The organism is Streptomyces sp. CB09001 (genome assembly GCF_003369795.1).
In the GTDB taxonomy this organism is placed as follows: Bacteria; Actinomycetota; Actinomycetes; order Streptomycetales; family Streptomycetaceae; genus Streptomyces.
Map to the genome: position 1 here is coordinate 4,486,889 of NZ_CP026730.1, position 15,845 is coordinate 4,502,733.

Sequence of the window (15,845 nt, forward strand, 5' to 3'; positions counted from 1 at the left end):
GCGCTCCCTAGGCGCGCCTGACGGTGCGCAGGGGCTTTCCGGGCCGCCAGATCTCGACGACGAGGTACTTGTCGTCCTCGACGCGGGTGCGCACGACCTCCGTCAGCTCGGTGCGGAAGAGGTGGAACGGCTCCGGCGGTTCCACCTCCCGCACGTATCCGGCCTTGGTCCGCGGGTCCTCGACCTCGATCGCCCGCCCGGCGATCCGCACGTCCCCGCCGCCCATGCCGGTGCCGTCCCCCGGGTTCGCCTGCAGCGCGAAGCGCGGGTCGCGGCGCAGGTCGAGCGCCTTCAGCGAGTCCGGCATCATGCCCAGCCACAGCTCGCCGGTGAGGAAGCGCACCTCCAGGCCGGTGGTGCGGGGCGAGCCGTCCTTGCGGAGGGTGGCGAGGACGTGATGCGTGTACGCGCCGAAGCGCGCCTCGACGGTGTCGGCCAGTTCGGGTTCGGCGGCGGCGAAACCGGCCCAGTTCACAGGGGTGCCTGAAGTCATGCACCGAGTGTGAACGCCAATACCGACACCCTCTGTCGCGTTTTGGCCCCCGAACCTGTCCTCCCGGCCGCACCGCCGGTAACTTCCGGCACGTAGGGCACATCCGGCGCCGAAGGACAGAGAACACATGCACGGGACGCCCGGGGCCAGCGAGCCCCCGCCGCTGCCCACCGACCGGCTGCGGTTCGCGATGCCGCCGCGGCACGACTCGGTGGAGGACGAACGCCGGCACCGCAGGGAGCGGCTCGCGTGCGCGCTGCGCCTCTTCGGGCGGTACGGGTTCGAGGACGGGGTCTCCGGTCACATCACGGCCCGCGACCCCGAGTACACCGACTGTTTCTGGGTCAACCCGTTCGGTGTGCCCTTCGCCCACATCACGGTGAGCGACCTGGTGCTGGTCAACTCCGAGGGACAGGTGGTGGAGGGCGGTCACCACGTCAACCAGGCCGCCTTCACGGTGCACTCCCAGGTCCACGCCGCCCGTCCGGACGTCGTCGCGGTCGCCCACTGCCACTCGGTGCACGGACGCGCCCTGTCGGCCCTCGGTGAGCTGCTCGAGCCGATCACCCAGGAGAGCTGCGCCTTCTACGAGGACCACGCCCTGTACGACTCCTACTCGGGCGTCGCCGTCGACGCCGAGGAGGGGCGGCGCATCGCCCGGGCGCTCGGCTCCGGCAAGGCCCTCGTGCTGCGCAACCACGGGCTGCTGACGGTCGGCGACTCCGTGGACGCGGCGGCCTGGTGGTTCCTGTCGCTGGAGCGGTCCTGCCAGGTGCAGCTGCTCGCGAAGGCGGCGGGGCGGCCGGTGCCGATCGGCCACCGGCAGGCCGTGGCGACCCGGGAACAGCTCGGCGGCGACCTGGTGGCCTGGATCAACTACCAGCCCTTGTGGCAGGAGGTCACCCGCCGCGAACCGGACCTGTTCGACTGACCGCGTCCGAGGCGGTGCGGGGCGGGGCGGGGCGGTGCGGGGCGGCGCGGGGCGGCGCGGGGCGGCGCGGGGCGGCGTCAACACGGCGATCCGCGCATCACCCGCGCTGAGCGGACGTTGGGCGGGGCGGCGCGCGGGCGCGGGCCGGGATACGGCACAATTCGCTGTCGTTCCAAGGGACTTAGCGGGTGCGGGAAGGCGGTCGTCGGGCGTGGCGGTGCAGGAGGCGAGACGCGGAAGCGGCTCGGACAGGGACGCGTACGAGGCGGCGCACGGCGGCGGCTGCACCTGCGGGGACTGCCCGCACGGCGCCCGCGAGGGACACCGCCGGGCGGTCGCCGCCTTCCTGCTGCGGCGGGACGAGTTCGCGGCCGGTCAGGGGCTGCCCGCCGCGGTGGCCCACTCGGCCTCCGCCTCCCGCCAGTGGGTCTCGGAGGAGCTGACCCAGTCCGCGGAGGCCGTCGCCGAACGCGGCCGCGCCGAGGGCGACGCGTGGCTCGCGGCGCTGGGCCGGCGTACGGCGGCCGTCGTGTGGGCGGCGGTCGTCCTCCTGCTGCTCGGGCAGTCGCTCACCGCGGTCGGCACCGGCTGGTCCGCCGTGCGCACCGCCGGACTCGCGGCGGCGCTGGTGGTGGCCGGCGCGCTGACGGCGGCGTCCTGGTTCCACCGGGCCCGGGGCGGCGCGCTGGCCCCGGTCATCGGCGAGGACAACCGCCTGTCCACCTCCCGTGCCGTGGCGGCCGCCTGGGTCCTCTTCGTCGCCTACGCCGTGCTGGTGCTCGCCGGGCAACTGGCCGTCGCCTCGGGGCACGACCGGCGGGACGCGCTGATCTCCGGTCTCGAACTCGGCCGCGGCACCGGCGCGGTGACCGTGCTCGCGGTGGTCTGCGGGATCGCGGTCCTGGTACGGCGGGTGGTCGGCCTCAGGGTGCTGGGACAGCGGCTGCAGAAGGTGCGGGCCGACCGGCCGCGCGCCTCCGACCTGCTGACCGACGATGCGGGCCGCGGGACCTTCGCCGACATCCAGTACGTCGTGATCAGCACCGTGGCCCTGGTGTTCGCGGCCGTACGGCTGGCCCGGCGACCGGAGCAACTGCCCGACCTGCCCTGGGGACTCGCGGTCGTGGTGCTGGTGTCGGCGGCGACCTACGTGGCCGGGAAGTACGCCGAGGGCGGCCGGCCGGTGATCCTCTCCGTGGTCCGGGCGCGCGAGGCCGGTGATCTGGACGCGCCGATCCGCACGGGCGACGACATCGAGATCCGGGGGGCGGGCTTCGTGCCGCCCGGTGCCCAGCGGGCGGACCGGCTGTCCCGCATGGTCGTCCGCATCGGCGCGGTCAACGTCCACGTCCCCCTGGTGCCGGTGACGGGCGGCTTCAGCAACCCCGCGGACGACCTGCTGACGGTCCCCGTCCCGGCGGACGTGGAACCGGGCCGGGTGGACGTCCAGGTGGTCACGGGCGCGGGCGTGGAGACCAACCGGTACGCGATCGACGTGACGGACTGACACCGCGTCCGCCCTGCTCGGCAACCAGTCGGGGCCGACGACGAGAAACCGGTCGCGAGGATTGAGCCGGTCCGGCGTTCCGTACGTATGGTCTGGTGAGGGGTCTGGGCACGCGCGGCGAGAGGCGACTGGCAGTGACGACGCACGGTATGCGCACGGATGTGGACATCTCGCCCGCGGGCGGGGGCGGCTGGCGAGACAACGCCGCCCGGTACGCCCTCCTGCCCCTGCGGATCTTCCTCGGCGTCACCTTCGTCTACGCCGGTCTGGACAAGCTCACCGACAGCGCCTTCATGAAGGACTCCGGTGCCGGTTCCATCGGCGACATGATGCGTGCCGTCCGCGACTCCTCGGCCGTGCCCGCCCTGGTCGACCTCGCCCTGAAGAACCCGCCCGGTTTCGGCTACGCCATCGCCCTGGGCGAGCTGGCCGTCGGCATCGGCACCCTGCTCGGGCTGCTCACCCGCCTGGCGGCGCTGGGCGGTGCGCTGATCTCGCTCAGCCTGTGGCTGACCGTCAGCTGGGCCTCCGACCCCTACTACTACGGCAACGACCTCGCCTATCTGATGGCTTGGCTCCCCCTCGTCCTCGCCGGCGCCCCGCTGTTGTCACTGGACGCCGTACTGCGTTCCCGGCGCGGGCGGCGGACGGGCGGGTACCGCTAGGGGGTGTCCGGCGGCGCCGTGCGGAGCGCCGCGCGGCGCCGGTGTGCGGACCGGGCCACCATCCCGACCACGCCCGCCAGGCAGAGCCCGCCGTTGACCACGGGGACCACCACGAACCACGGCGTCTCCCAGAGACCGCCCGCGTCGCCCGCGTAGAGGACGCCGGCCAGCATCAGGAAGACACCGGCCACCAGGCGTCCGGGCTGGAACCTATGACGCAGCACGGGACACCTCCGCCTGGCCGACGCCGACCTGGAGGTCGAGGTCGAGGGTGCCGGATTTCTTGCCGCCCTCGGTGGGGGACAGGGTGATCTCCTCGCGCTTGCCCGGTGCCACGTCCACGTCCCTCTCGTTGTCGCCGGGCAGCTGGATGTCGCCCACGCCCACCTCTACGTGCAGCCGCACGGTCACGTCCGGCGGCACGACGACCCGTATCCGGCCCAGGCCCACGTCGGCCCGGGTGGTCACCGTCTGCCCCTCGGCCAGGTCGAGGCGGGACAGGTCGAGGGTGCCGCTGCCCGTGCCGAGGTCGTACTGGTCGCGCACGTCGGCCGCGACCACGGGCTTCCAGGTGGTCCGGACCCATTCGGTGCCGACGTCGTCCGGGACGGCGGCCGAACCGGCCAGCAGACCCGCCGTGATGACCGCCAGGAAGATCGAACCGGCTCCGGTACGCCCGAGGAAGGAACTGACCGCGATACCGAGGCCGAGGACGGCCAGCGCGCACGCCAGGCCGGTCTGCAGACTGGTGCCGAGCGGGTGGTCGTCCCAGGTCAGCCGGGTCCCGAGGAAGCCGGCGAGCAGGGCGAGGAGGAACACCCAGCCGCCGATGCCGAGGGTCTGCGGGGACCGGGAGCGCCGGTCGCCCGCGGTGGCGCGGTCGCGGCGGCCCGGGATGCCGCGGCCGATGTTGACGGCCGCCGCGATGTCACGCTCCGCGGAGTCCGGCGGCCCCCACATGTAGCCCGTCCCGCCGTCGTGGGTGCCGTCCTTGACGATGGGGTCGCGCCACCAGGAGGGCCACGTGTACATGATCGGCGGTGCCTTTGCCTCCGGCGGGGCGTCCGCGACGGCCTGCGCCGACAGCGGGTCCGGTTCGGGCGCCCCGCGGTGCCGCGACCAGTACCCGGCGCCCGCCAGGAGCAGGGAGAGGACGACGGCGAAGGTCAGCACCCCGCCGTTGTGCAGCATGGTGAGGAACACCCCGCAGCCGACCAGGGCGAAGAGCACCGCCGCCAGTGCCTGGCCGTCGACCCGGCCGGTCAGCAGCTTGCGCACCTCGTTCTCCTCCTCGTCCTCGTAGGGGACGAAGAGCCAGGCGAAGCCGTAGAAGATCAGACCGATGCCGCCGGTCGCGGAGAGTACCGCGAGCGTGATCCGGAAGATCACCGGGTCCAGGTCGCACTGCCGGCCGAGGCCGGCGCACACGCCGGCCAGCGCCTTGTGCCGCCGGTCGCGCCGGAACCGGTGCGGCGGCCCGGGGGCGTCCGCGCCGCCGACGGCACCCGGGCCGGCCGCACCGGCATCCCGCGGCCCCGCGCCCCCCGTGGGGCGCGGGCCGGAGCCGGGTCCCGGACCCGTCGCGGCGTGCTCGTGATCGGTCATGAGTCCATGGTGACGGGCGCGGCGCCCCGACGGCAGCCGGTTCTACCCTGGTCGGACCCTGATATCGGCCCTGACTCCGGGCCGGGGGAGTGTTCGAGACCCGCACGGCCTCCCGCGGTCCGAAGATCAGGGGTGATTGGGGGAACGACCCTGATGCTCCGCCTCCCGCACCCGTGTGACCATCGGTGTCATGCCGGAAGCCGCAGCAGCACCCGTCGTCGGACCGCGGCCGCCGCGCAAGCTCTACCGGAGCAGCGACGGACGCTGGCTCGGTGGGGTGGCGCGGGGGCTCGCCGGGCATCTCGGGCTGCCCGTCGTCTGGGTCCGGTTCGCCTTCGTCGGGCTGTTCATGGCCGACGGCCTGGGCGCGCTGCTGTACGCGGCCTTCTGGTTCTTCGTGCCGCTGGGCGTCGGGGGAGTGGAGGCGCAGAAGCCGCCGTCCCTCGTCACCTCCGAGACCGCGCCGGACGGCCGCCGCAGACTCGTCGCCCGCAAGCCGGACAAGGGGCAGATGGTCGCCCTGCTCCTCATGGTCGTCGTCGCCCTGGTCTTCGTGGGCAACGTCGACCTGGGCGGCGGCGCCAAGGCCTACCTCTGGCCGACCGTGCTCGTCGGCGCCGGCGTCGCCCTCGTCTGGCGCCAGGCGGACAACGCGCGACGGGCCCGCTGGGCCGAGGTGGGACGCCACCGCCGCACGGTCACGCTGCTGCGCTCGGTGGGGGGCGTCCTGCTGGTGACGGCCGGTGCCACCGGCATCTTCGTCCTCCAGGGATCCGCCGCCCACCTCGGCTCCGTCCTCCAGGCGGCCCTGGCCGTCCTCGTCGGCACCACCCTCCTCGCCGGTCCCTACCTGGTGCGGATGACGCAGGACCTCTCCGAGGAGCGGCTGATGCGCATCCGCGCGCAGGAGCGCGCCGAGGTCGCCGCACACGTCCACGACTCGGTGCTGCACACCCTGACCCTGATCCAGCGCAACGCGGAGAACGCGGGCGAGGTGCGCCGCCTGGCCCGGGCCCAGGAGCGGGACCTGCGCTCCTGGCTCTACAAACCGGAGGGCAACGGCAAGGACGAGGACGACGAGCCCACCACCCTCGCCGAGGCCGTGAAGCGCAATGCCGCGGAGGTCGAGGACAAGCACGGCGTTCCCCTCGAGGTGGTCGTCGTCGGCGACTGCCCGCTCGACGAGCGGATCAGCGCACAGATGCAGGCCGCGCGCGAAGCGATGGTGAACGCGGCCAAGTACGGTGGCGAGGGCGGCGCCGTACAGGTCTACGCCGAAGTCGAGGGCAGGACGGTCTTCGTGTCCGTCCGGGACCGCGGTCCCGGCTTCGACCTCGACTCGATACCCGCCGACCGCATGGGCGTCAGAGAATCGATCATCGGCCGCATGGAGCGCAACGGCGGCACGGCGCGGCTGCGCGCGGTGCCGGACGGCGGCACGGAGGTCGAACTGGAAATGGAGAGGGCGGAGAAGACGTCATGAGCGACCCGACCGAGGCGAACGGAACGGCGGGAGCGGGCGGGGTGGCCGAGCCCGCACAGCCGACGAGTGGCGGCGCGGAGGAGCGCCGCGTGCGCGTGGTGCTCGTCGACGACCACCGCATGTTCCGCACCGGCGTCCAGGCCGAGATCGGCCAGACCGCCGTGACCGGGGTCGAGGTCGTCGGCGAGGCCGCCGACGTCGACCAGGCCGTCACCGTCATCACCGCGACCCGCCCCGAGGTGGTGCTCCTCGACGTCCACCTCCCCGGCGGCGGCGGGGTCGAGGTGCTGCGCCGCTGCGCGCCCCTGATGAGCGACGCCGAGCGGCCCGTCCGCTTCCTCGCGCTGTCCGTCTCGGACGCGGCGGAGGACGTGATCGGAGTGATCCGCGGCGGTGCCCGGGGCTACGTGACCAAGACCATCACCGGCACCGACCTGGTCAACTCCGTCTTCCGCGTCCAGGAGGGCGACGCCGTCTTCTCCCCGCGCCTGGCCGGCTTCGTCCTCGACGCCTTCGCCTCCACCGACGCCCCGCCGGTCGACGAGGACCTCGACCGGCTCACCCAGCGCGAGCGCGAGGTGCTGCGCCTGATCGCCCGCGGCTACGCGTACAAGGAGATCGCCAAGCAGCTCTACATCTCGGTCAAGACCGTCGAGTCCCACGTCTCGGCGGTCCTGCGCAAGCTCCAGCTGTCCAACCGGCACGAGCTGACCCGCTGGGCGACGGCACGCCGCCTGGTGTGACGGTCCGGGGGCGGGGGTGTGTCAGGGGGTGCGGCCGATGAAGGCGAGCAGGCGAATCTGCACGTCGGCGCCGTCGGGGACCTCGACCCGCGGGCCGTACTGACCGCTGGAGCGCAGTACGTCGTCCAGCGGCAGCATGCCGTCGAGCAGCTGGGCGCACTTGTCGGGGTCGAGACGCTCGTCCTGGCCGGTGGCCCGTGCCAGGTCCCAGGTGTGCATGAAGACGTCGGCGGTGTAGAAGCGGTCGACCGCCCGGTCCAGCGGGACCTCGCCGATGTGCGGGTTCGACAGGACCCCCCGCGCCGTGGCGGGGTCGTCGAGAAGTGCCTGGACGCCCTCGCTGTGCACCGTCCAGGCCGCCTCGGGGTCGTCGTCCACCGACGGCCCCTGCGGCAGTTCGATCCCGGCGCCGGACTTCAGGAAGGCCGGGAACCACTCGACCAGGTGGCGCACCACGTCCCGGGCGACCCATCCCTCGCACGGAGCCGGACTCTCCCATGCATCCCCGGCCACCCCGCGCACCCGTTCCGTGAAGGCCCGCGCGATCCTTCGGTGCTCATCGGCCGCCGCCCTGCCCCGGAGCAGTTCGTCGAGGCGCTCGTATCCCTCTCGGACACCGCCCTCCATGCCGCTGGCGAGCATCGCGTCGCGGGCCTCGACGGAGTCCATGAGGGACTTGGCGATCAGCCGGGTGCGGCGGTCGCCGAGGCCCTCGAAGACCACCGTCTCCAGACTGACGTCGTCCGGCGCGCCCTCGTAGGTGAAGGTCTGGACGATCCGCTCGCCCGGCCGTACCTCGTGGAACACGCCGTGGAAGCCGTACTCGGTCCCGTCGTCCGCGCGATGCACGTACCGGTACGATCCGCCGCTGCGCGCGTCGTACCGGTCGATGCGCATGGTGAGCCGACGCGGGCCGAGCCACTGGACGACCAGGTCGGGATCGGTGTAGGCCTGGAACACCCGCTCGGGCGGAGCGTCGAACTCCCGGGTGATCAGGATGGTCGGCACAACCGGGTCGGCCTCGATCCGGGCTTCGCCACGATGGGCGGCGTTCGTGCTGCTCATGATGCTGCTCCCTCCGTCGTGGTGCGCGTCGCCGGCTGCTCGTCCATCCGCTCCAGGACGGCGTCCAGGCGGCGGAAACGGTCCTCCGCCTCCTGCCGGTAGCGCTCGATCCACTTCGTCATCAGGTCGAGGACCTTCGCCTCCAGGTGGCAGGGCCGTCGCTGGGCGTCCTTGCTGCGACTGACCAGACCGGCGCCCTCCAACACCCTGATGTGCTTGGAGACGGCCTGCACGGTGATGTCGTACGGCTCGGCCAGTTCGTTGACCGTGGCGTCGCCTGCGGACAGCCGGGCCACGATGTCGCGCCGGGTCGGGTCGGCCAGTGCGGAGAACACCTGGGACAGCCGGTCGTCGGGCACCTCACACCTCACATGGTCAACCGATTGGTTGAATACACGGTACATGTGTCCCCGGGTATGGTCAACCGCTCGGTTGAATACCGCTGCCCCGTTCACGTCCGGCGCGGGACCTCATGCCACCTCACGCCACCTCCTTCCACTTCACGCCACCCGCGCGGCCCCCGCGAACGGCATCTCGTCGACCGGGGCGACACGCACCGGTGCCGACGGGTTCGGGGCGTGGATCATCCGGCCGTTGCCGACGTAGATGCCGACGTGACTGATGCCCGAGTAGAAGAAGACCAGGTCGCCGGGGAGCAGTTCGGACCGTGGGACGCGGCGGCCCGCGTCGATCTGGGCGTAGGTCGTGCGGGGGAGGGAGACGCCGGCGGCGCGGTAGGCGGCCTGGGTGAGGCCCGAGCAGTCGAAGGCGTTCGGGCCGGTCGCGCCCCAGACGTAGGGGCTGCCGAGCTTCTGGTAGGCGTAGGCGACGGCCGCCGCGGCACGGGAGTTGGGGGCCTCGGCGGTCGCCGACAGGCCCTCCCGGGGGCCCGGCGCCGAGCGGGACGCCCGGTCGCCGACGTCGGCGCGTTCCTCGGTGGTCAGGCGGGAGAGCAGGCTGCGGGCCTTCTCCAGCTTGCCGGTGACGGTCTCGCGGTGACGTTTCAGCTCGGCCCGGCGCGACTTCAGCGAGGCCACCTCGACGCGGGCGGCGCCGCGCAGTTGCTCGATGTCGCGGAGTTCCTTGCGTACGCGGCCCACCTCGGCCTGCTGCCGGCTGCCCGCGCGCTCGGCGAACGCGGCGCCGTCGAGGTACCGGTCCGGGTCGGAGGAGAGCGCCAGTTGCAGCGCCGGGTCCAGGCCTCCGCTGCGGTACTGCGCCGCCGCGACCGAACCCAGCGCCTCCCGTGCCGAGTTCAGCCGGTCCTCCTTGCGGGCTGCCTCGTCGCGCAGGTCCTCCAGGCGCCGTTCGGCGGCGTCGGCCTTCTCCTTCACGCCGTTGTACTTCTCCGTGGCCACCTCGGCCTCCTGGTAGAGCTGGTCCACCTTGGCCCTGACCTGTGCCGCCGTCGGCTGCGGGTCGGCGTGTCCGGTGCCGCCCAGACCCGTCGCGGTGGCCGCCCCCGCCAGGGTGATCGTGGCCGCCGTACGGGCTCTGCCGCCGCCCTTCGCGCGCTGTCGCGGCCTGCGGTGCGTTCCCACCTGCGATCCACGTCCTTCCGTACGACTCGACTCCGGCCGACGCCGGGTCGGCTCCGGTCCGTTCCGGCTGCCTGGGCCAGGACGCTAGGCGCGTCGGTAACGGTCCGGTGACGGGATGCGCGGAAGTGGCGGCAGGGGATCAGGCGGCGACCGTATGTGATCGTCGCGCGCTCCGAGGCCCGGCGTCTTCACGCAGGGTGATGACCGATATGCCGGACCGGGGGCGGATGGGGGACGTGAGCTGTTATGGGAGCGCCGGGGCGGGCCGGTGTCCGTGCGGTTCCGGCCCCTCATTAGGCTCCGGCCCCATGGACGTACTCATCCACCTCTTCGTCGGCCTGCACGTCATCGGCATCGCCGCGCTCCTCGGCGGCTTCCTGACCCAGATGAAGGCGATGGGCCAGGGCACGGCCCGGTTCACCCCCGCGATGCTGCACGGGGCGCTGACGATGCTGGTCACCGGTGCCGTCCTGGTCGGCCTCAACCAGGCCCAGGACTACTCCGTCGACAACGTCAAGATCGGCGTGAAGCTCGCCGTGCTGATCGTGATCCTCGGCCTGGTCTACGTGAAGCGCGACGACGAGAAGGTGGACAAGCCGCTGTTCGGCCTGGTGGGCGCGCTGACGGTGGTGAACATCTTCATCGCGGTGCTGTGGACCTGACCGTCGCCCCGGAGCCCTCGCCCGCGGACCGCAGCCCGGCCCGGGCCCGGCCGACCGCCCCCGCCGCGACCGCCAGCCACCCGGCCACCGCGATCCACAGCAGCGCCCGGCCCGGCGCGTCCAGCCACGGGACGTCGACGACGGCGGCCACCGACAGCGTCGCCGCCGCCGTCATGCCGAGCGGGAAGACGGTCGACCAGCGGCGCACGTCGTAGCGCAGGCGGGGCCAGACGATCTCGGCGGCCAGGAGCACGGCGTACCAGGCGAGGTCGAGCGTGAGCAGGAAGACGGTCACGTCGTGCAGGACGGCCTGGTCGTCGGCGTTCCACAGGTACATTCCGGTCCCGGCCGCCGCGAGCAGCTTGGCACCGGCGAGCGCCGAGATGGCGAGCGCGCCGCCCGCCACCCAGTGGTCCCCGGAGCCCCGGGCCACCTGCCGCAGGTCGAAGCGGAACAGCGCGATCAGGTAGAGCACGATCCCCAGCCAGAACGGCACCAGCGCCGCATGCGCCAGCCACGGCGTCGAGGTGGCCGCGGCCAGCGTGGCGGCGAGCACGGTGAGCCCCTCCGTGGCCACGCAGCCCAGGAACACCGCCCCGGGCATCCTCCGCCCCCAGTGCCGCACCACCAGGAACAGCAGCCACGGCCACAGCAGGGCCGCCAGCGCCAGCAGCACCGCCGCCAGGAGCGACCAGCCGAGCAGGGAGAAACGGGTGCCGAGCACGGTCGTCGCGGCGACGGCGGTGAGCGCGCCAGGCGTCCCGGCCCGCTTCACCCACTGCGCCCGGTCGGCCAGCAGCAGGTAGACGAAGTTCGCCGCCAGTATCAGCCAGGCGCCGCAGGCCAGCGCCAGGGCGATCCGGGACAGGACCTCGCGGCCCGTCAGGTGCAGCGCGACCGACACGATGCCGGTCGCCATCACCGCGGCCCCGGCCGCCGGTGGGCGCTGCGCCCACCAGGCGCGCAATGCGGAGGGATGGGTGGCCGATGACATGCGCCCGATGCTAAAGACCCTCGCCGATCAGGCCGGGCGCACCACGCTGTAGATCGACGACTCGCCGTCGTAGAAGATCGACTCCTCGCGGACGTACGCGCCGGGCTTCGGGGCGTGGATCATCATGCCGTCGCCGATGTACAGGCCGACATGGCTGATGTCGTCGTAGAAGAAGACCAGGTCACCGGGTTGCGCCTGGGAGACGGAGACGGTCGTGCCGGCGTTGACCTGGTCGTAGGTGACGCGCGGCAGCGTCACGCCGGCGGCCTTCCAGGCGGCCTGGGTGAGGCCCGAGCAGTCGTAGGAACCCGGTCCCGTGGCGCCCCAGACGTACGGCTTGCCGATCTGGGCGCGGGCGAAGGCGATCGCCTTCTCGGCCTTGGTGCCGGTCGAGGTGTCCGGCGTCGACGAGTCCGAGGACTCCGACGAGCCGGTGCCGCCGGATCCGGAGCCGGTCTCCTGCTGGGCGGCCTCCCGACGCTTGCGCTCGGCCTCCTCCTGCGCCGCCTGCTGCTTCGCCAGCTCGGCGGCCTTGCGCTCGGCCTCCTCCTGCTTCTTCCTCTCGATCGCCGCGAGCCGGGCCTTCTCCTCGGCGGTCAGTTCCGAGAGCAGCTCCCGCGCGGTGGCCAGCTTCTTCTGGACGGTCGACTTGGCCGTCTTCAGATCGGTCTGCGAGTCGGTGAGCGTGTCGAGGCTCTCGGTGGCCTCCCGGCGCTTCTTCATCGTCTCGGACTGCTGCGTGACGTAGTCGTCGACGGCGGTCTTCTGCCGGCCGGTGAGCCGGTTCATCAGCTGGTTCTGGTCGAAGTAGTCCTGCGGCGAGTCCGCGAGCAGCAGCGTCGCGGTCTCCGGGACCGAGGCGCCCGTGCGGTACTGGGCGGAGGCGAAGGAACCCAGCTCCTCGCGCGCGTCGTTGAGCCTCTGGGTGCGCTGGGCGACGTCGTCGAGGAGGGTGTCGACCTTCTTGCGCTGCTTGGTGGTCTTCTCCTTGGCCGCGTTGTACTTCTCGGTCGCCGACCCGGCCTGGCGGTAGAGGTCGTCGACCTTCTTCTCGACCTCCTCCAGGGTCGGCCGGTCGTCCGACGGCGTGGCGTTCGCCGTCTGGGACAGCAGCGCGACGGAGGTGAGGGCCGCGGTGGCGAGGGCCGGGGTCCGTATGCCCGCGACGCGGGTACCGGTGGGGCGCGACTTGCGGTGCGACGCCAAGGAGGCGACTCCTTCCAGTGCTCCGCCTACCGGGTTAGCTGTCGGGTTCGGGCGGTGGTTCGGAAGGGTTGCCCTACGGCGTGACCGTCCCTCGTCGAGGACGGTACGGCCGATTCACCCCAAAGTTCTCGGTTGGGTCCCCGGCTCCGGGTGCCGTGCGGGCACGTCGGACTCGGCGGAGGCCGCGCGGCCCGGCGAGGTTCGCCGGAGGGGGTCGAGCGGCCTGCCCCGCACCGTAGCCAACTCGTGTGGCCGCTGTGAAGGTTGGTGGGTGATATGCCCGATACATTTTCGTGACCTTCTGTGCGGGCGTCACCGGGCGGTCGTGGGCGTCACTCTTCGTGGTCCCGCTGGTCGCAGGGCGTGCCCGTGCTGGAGGGTGCCGGGCATTTTCCGGGGTGGCACCGGGTTGTCGGTGGGGCGCCCTAGACTCGGAGAGCGATGAGCAGCCTCTTTGACGACAGCTTCCTGGCGAGCCTCCAGACCCCCCGGGGTCACGAGGAGGAACCCCCGCCGCCCGAGGACGATCACGGACCGGAGCCGGTCCCGCACGATCTGTTCGGCGGGAAGTTCGACGCGCCCCCGGACCGGGACACCCACTACCGGGACGGCGCCCCGCGCCCCGCCCTGGACGCCGCCGCGCTCCTGGAGGGGCTGAACGAGAACCAGCGCGCCGCCGTCGTCCACTCCGGCTCCCCGCTGCTCATCGTGGCCGGTGCCGGCTCCGGCAAGACCCGCGTGCTCACCCACCGCATCGCCCACCTGCTGGCCGAGCGGAGCGTCCACCCGGGCCAGATCCTCGCGATCACCTTCACCAACAAGGCCGCGGGCGAGATGAAGGAGCGCGTCGAGCAGCTCGTCGGCCCGCGCGCCAACGCGATGTGGGTGATGACCTTCCACAGCGCGTGCGTCCGCATCCTGCGCCGCGAGTCGAAGAAGCTCGGCTTCACCTCGTCGTTCTCGATCTACGACGCCGCCGACTCCAAGCGGCTCATGGCGCTGGTCTGCCGCGACCTGGACCTCGACCCCAAGAAGTTCCCGCCGAAGTCCTTCAGCGCCAAGATCTCGAACCTGAAGAACGAGCTGATCGACGAGGAGGACTTCGCCGGGCAGGCGGCCGACGGTTTCGAGAAGACCCTCGCCCAGGCCTACGCCATGTACCAGTCGCGGCTGCGCGAGGCGAACGCCCTCGACTTCGACGACCTGATCATGACGACGGTCAACCTGCTGCGCGCCTTCCCGGACGTCGCCGAGCACTACCGCCGCCGCTTCCGGCACGTCCTGGTCGACGAGTACCAGGACACCAACCACGCGCAGTACGCGCTGGTGCGCGAGCTGGTCGGCGTGGCTTCGGAGCACCCCGTCGACGTGCCGCCGGAGGCCGAGGTGCCGCCCGCCGAGCTGTGCGTGGTGGGCGACGCCGACCAGTCGATCTACGCCTTCCGCGGGGCCACCATCCGCAACATCCTCCAGTTCGAGGAGGACTACCCGGACGCGACGACGATCCTGCTGGAGCAGAACTACCGCTCCACCCAGACCATCCTCAGCGCCGCCAACGCGGTCATCGAGCGCAACGAGTCCCGCCGCCCCAAGAACCTGTGGACCAACCAGGGCAGCGGCGCGCAGATCACCGGGTACGTCGCCGACACCGAGCACGACGAGGCGCAGTTCGTCGCCGACGAGATAGACCGCCTCACCGACGCGGGCGAGGCCAGGGCCGGCGACGTCGCGGTCTTCTACCGGACCAACGCGCAGTCCCGTGTCTTCGAAGAAATCTTCATCCGCACCGGCCTGCCCTACAAGGTCGTCGGCGGCGTCCGCTTCTACGAGCGCAAGGAGGTCCGGGACGTCCTGGCCTACCTGCGGGTGCTGGCCAACCCGGAGGACTCGGTGCCGCTGCGCCGCATCCTCAACGTCCCCAAGCGCGGCATCGGCGACCGCGCCGAGGCGATGATCGACGCCCTCTCCCAGCGCGAGAAGATCAGCTTCCCGCAGGCGCTGAAGCGCGTCGACGAGGCGTACGGGATGGCCGCGCGCTCCGCGAACGCCGTCAAGCGGTTCAACACGCTCATGGAGGATCTCCGTACGGTCGTCGAGTCCGGCGCCGGACCCGCGACCGTCCTCGAGGCCATCCTCGAACGCACCGGGTACCTCGCCGAGTTGCAGGCCTCCACCGACCCCCAGGACGAGACCCGCATCGAGAACCTCCAGGAACTGGCGGCCGTCGCCCTGGAGTTCGAGCAGGAGCGGGCCGAGGGGGAGGAGGCCGGGACGCTGGCCGACTTCCTGGAGAAGGTCGCGCTCGTCGCCGACTCCGACCAGATCCCGGACGAGGAGGACGGCGGCGGCGTCGTCACCCTGATGACCCTGCACACCGCCAAGGGCCTGGAGTTCCCGGTCGTCTTCCTCACCGGCATGGAGGACGGCGTCTTCCCGCACATGCGCGCCCTCGGCCAGGCCAAGGAGCTGGAGGAGGAGCGCCGCCTCGCCTACGTCGGCATCACGCGCGCCCGTGAACGCCTCTACCTGACCCGGTCGACGCTGCGCAGCGCCTGGGGCCAGCCGTCGTACAACCCGCCCTCCCGGTTCCTGGAGGAGATCCCGGCCCCGCACCTGGAGTGGAAGCGGACCGGGGCGAACGGTCCCGCGCCCTCGGCGCCGGTCTCGGGCGTGGCGGCCTCGCTGTCGTCGTCCCGGTCGCGGTCCCGGTCCTCGGCATCGGGTGCGTCCGGCTTCGCCACGGGCAGGTCGGCCGGCGCCGAGCAGCCCACGGTCTCGCTGGCGGTCGGCGACCGCGTCACGCACGACCAGTTCGGGCTCGGCACGGTGGTCGGCGTCAAGGGCATCGGGTCGAACGCCGAGGCGACGATCGACTTCGGTGACACCAAGCCGAAGCGGCTGCTGCTGCGGTACGCGCCGGTGGAGAAGCTCTAGCGGCGGCACGGTGCGG

At 72.4% G+C, this 15,845-nt stretch carries 15 protein-coding genes and 1 riboswitch; of the genes, 7 read left to right on the forward strand and 8 right to left on the reverse strand.

The genetic code is table 11. The features are described 5' to 3' along the window. Positions 1–7: 7 nt before the first annotated feature. Positions 8–493: a pyridoxamine 5'-phosphate oxidase family protein gene (locus tag C4J65_RS21015; RefSeq protein WP_240330483.1), complete on the reverse strand. Its 486-nt coding sequence runs from the start codon at positions 491–493 to the stop codon at positions 8–10. 127 nt (positions 494–620) lie between these two features. Here C4J65_RS21015 and C4J65_RS21020 point away from each other — a divergent pair, with 127 nt between their 5' ends. The 3 genes from C4J65_RS21020 (at position 621) to C4J65_RS21030 (ending at position 3,596) form a co-directional block, all read left to right on the forward strand. Beyond that, complete coding sequence (locus tag C4J65_RS21020) at positions 621–1,424, forward strand: class II aldolase/adducin family protein (protein WP_115743769.1); 804 nt, start codon at positions 621–623, stop codon at positions 1,422–1,424. Positions 1,425–1,635: 211 nt separating this feature from the next. After that, entirely contained in the window at positions 1,636–2,931 is a 1,296-nt protein-coding gene (locus C4J65_RS21025; RefSeq protein ID WP_115743770.1) for a hypothetical protein, read from the forward strand. Positions 2,932–3,080: 149 nt separating this feature from the next. Further along, entirely contained in the window at positions 3,081–3,596 is a 516-nt protein-coding gene (locus C4J65_RS21030) for a DoxX family membrane protein (protein WP_115743771.1), read from the forward strand. Here the strand turns inward: C4J65_RS21030 and C4J65_RS21035 are convergent. Both C4J65_RS21035 and C4J65_RS21040 read right to left on the reverse strand, forming a co-directional pair. Next, positions 3,593–3,820 carry a hypothetical protein gene (locus C4J65_RS21035; RefSeq protein ID WP_115743772.1) on the reverse strand — a complete coding sequence of 76 codons (228 nt, stop codon included), beginning with the start codon at positions 3,818–3,820 and terminating at the stop codon, positions 3,593–3,595. The genes C4J65_RS21030 and C4J65_RS21035 overlap by 4 nt on opposite strands. Beyond that, on the reverse strand, positions 3,807–5,201 hold the full coding sequence (locus C4J65_RS21040; RefSeq protein ID WP_115743773.1) for a PspC domain-containing protein: 1,395 nt from the start codon (positions 5,199–5,201) through the stop codon (positions 3,807–3,809). Before C4J65_RS21040 ends, C4J65_RS21035 begins: the two co-directional genes overlap by 14 nt. Before the next feature lie 190 nt (positions 5,202–5,391). Here C4J65_RS21040 and C4J65_RS21045 point away from each other — a divergent pair, with 190 nt between their 5' ends. After that, entirely contained in the window at positions 5,392–6,684 is a 1,293-nt protein-coding gene (locus tag C4J65_RS21045; RefSeq protein WP_115746555.1) for an ATP-binding protein, read from the forward strand. Continuing rightward, entirely contained in the window at positions 6,681–7,427 is a 747-nt protein-coding gene (locus C4J65_RS21050; protein WP_115743774.1) for a response regulator transcription factor, read from the forward strand. The genes C4J65_RS21045 and C4J65_RS21050 overlap by 4 nt, the downstream gene beginning before the upstream one ends. Positions 7,428–7,448: 21 nt before the next feature. Here the strand turns inward: C4J65_RS21050 and C4J65_RS21055 are convergent, their stop codons facing one another. From C4J65_RS21055 to C4J65_RS21065, 3 genes are all read right to left on the reverse strand, one after another. After that, complete coding sequence (locus tag C4J65_RS21055; protein WP_115743775.1) at positions 7,449–8,492, reverse strand: TIGR03086 family metal-binding protein; 1,044 nt, start codon at positions 8,490–8,492, stop codon at positions 7,449–7,451. After that, positions 8,489–8,851 carry a metalloregulator ArsR/SmtB family transcription factor gene (locus C4J65_RS21060; RefSeq protein ID WP_115743776.1) on the reverse strand — a complete coding sequence of 121 codons (363 nt, stop codon included), beginning with the start codon at positions 8,849–8,851 and terminating at the stop codon, positions 8,489–8,491. The genes C4J65_RS21055 and C4J65_RS21060 overlap by 4 nt, the downstream gene beginning before the upstream one ends. Before the next feature lie 141 nt (positions 8,852–8,992). Then, a complete protein-coding gene (locus C4J65_RS21065) occupies positions 8,993–10,033 on the reverse strand; it encodes a C40 family peptidase (protein ID WP_115743777.1) in 1,041 nt (346 codons plus the stop codon). Between the two features lie 308 nt (positions 10,034–10,341). Here C4J65_RS21065 and C4J65_RS21070 point away from each other — a divergent pair, with 308 nt between their 5' ends. Continuing rightward, positions 10,342–10,695 (forward strand): hypothetical protein, encoded by a 354-nt coding sequence (locus tag C4J65_RS21070; RefSeq protein ID WP_115743778.1) that lies wholly within the window; start codon positions 10,342–10,344, stop codon positions 10,693–10,695. Here the strand turns inward: C4J65_RS21070 and C4J65_RS21075 are convergent. Beyond that, positions 10,673–11,689: a tellurite resistance/C4-dicarboxylate transporter family protein gene (locus C4J65_RS21075; protein ID WP_115743779.1), complete on the reverse strand. Its 1,017-nt coding sequence runs from the start codon at positions 11,687–11,689 to the stop codon at positions 10,673–10,675. The genes C4J65_RS21070 and C4J65_RS21075 overlap by 23 nt on opposite strands. Positions 11,690–11,716: 27 nt before the next feature. After that, positions 11,717–12,895: a C40 family peptidase gene (locus C4J65_RS21080; RefSeq protein ID WP_115743780.1), complete on the reverse strand. Its 1,179-nt coding sequence runs from the start codon at positions 12,893–12,895 to the stop codon at positions 11,717–11,719. 6 nt (positions 12,896–12,901) lie between these two features. Continuing rightward, a riboswitch (cyclic di-AMP (ydaO/yuaA leader) is annotated at positions 12,902–13,083 on the reverse strand. Between the two features lie 253 nt (positions 13,084–13,336). On the opposite strand from C4J65_RS21080, the gene pcrA reads away from it, so the two are divergent. Beyond that, positions 13,337–15,829, forward strand: coding sequence for a DNA helicase PcrA (pcrA, locus tag C4J65_RS21085; protein ID WP_115743781.1), 2,493 nt, complete (start codon positions 13,337–13,339; stop codon positions 15,827–15,829). Positions 15,830–15,845 lie beyond the last annotated feature (16 nt).

Bases quoted from the DNA above. Each gene is read 5' to 3' on its own strand.
- C4J65_RS21030 (WP_115743771.1), top strand. From the start codon at position 3,081: ATGCGCACGGATGTGGACATCTCGCCCGCGGGCGGGGGCGGCTGGCGA.
- C4J65_RS21055 (WP_115743775.1), bottom strand. From the start codon at position 8,492: ATGAGCAGCACGAACGCCGCCCATCGTGGCGAAGCCCGGATCGAGGCC.
- C4J65_RS21020 (WP_115743769.1), top strand. From the start codon at position 621: ATGCACGGGACGCCCGGGGCCAGCGAGCCCCCGCCGCTGCCCACCGAC.
- C4J65_RS21070 (WP_115743778.1), top strand. From the start codon at position 10,342: ATGGACGTACTCATCCACCTCTTCGTCGGCCTGCACGTCATCGGCATC.
- C4J65_RS21045 (WP_115746555.1), top strand. From the start codon at position 5,392: ATGCCGGAAGCCGCAGCAGCACCCGTCGTCGGACCGCGGCCGCCGCGC.
- C4J65_RS21040 (WP_115743773.1), bottom strand. From the start codon at position 5,201: ATGACCGATCACGAGCACGCCGCGACGGGTCCGGGACCCGGCTCCGGC.
- C4J65_RS21075 (WP_115743779.1), bottom strand. From the start codon at position 11,689: ATGTCATCGGCCACCCATCCCTCCGCATTGCGCGCCTGGTGGGCGCAG.
- C4J65_RS21015 (WP_240330483.1), bottom strand. From the start codon at position 493: ATGACTTCAGGCACCCCTGTGAACTGGGCCGGTTTCGCCGCCGCCGAA.
- pcrA (WP_115743781.1), top strand. From the start codon at position 13,337: ATGAGCAGCCTCTTTGACGACAGCTTCCTGGCGAGCCTCCAGACCCCC.
- C4J65_RS21050 (WP_115743774.1), top strand. From the start codon at position 6,681: ATGAGCGACCCGACCGAGGCGAACGGAACGGCGGGAGCGGGCGGGGTG.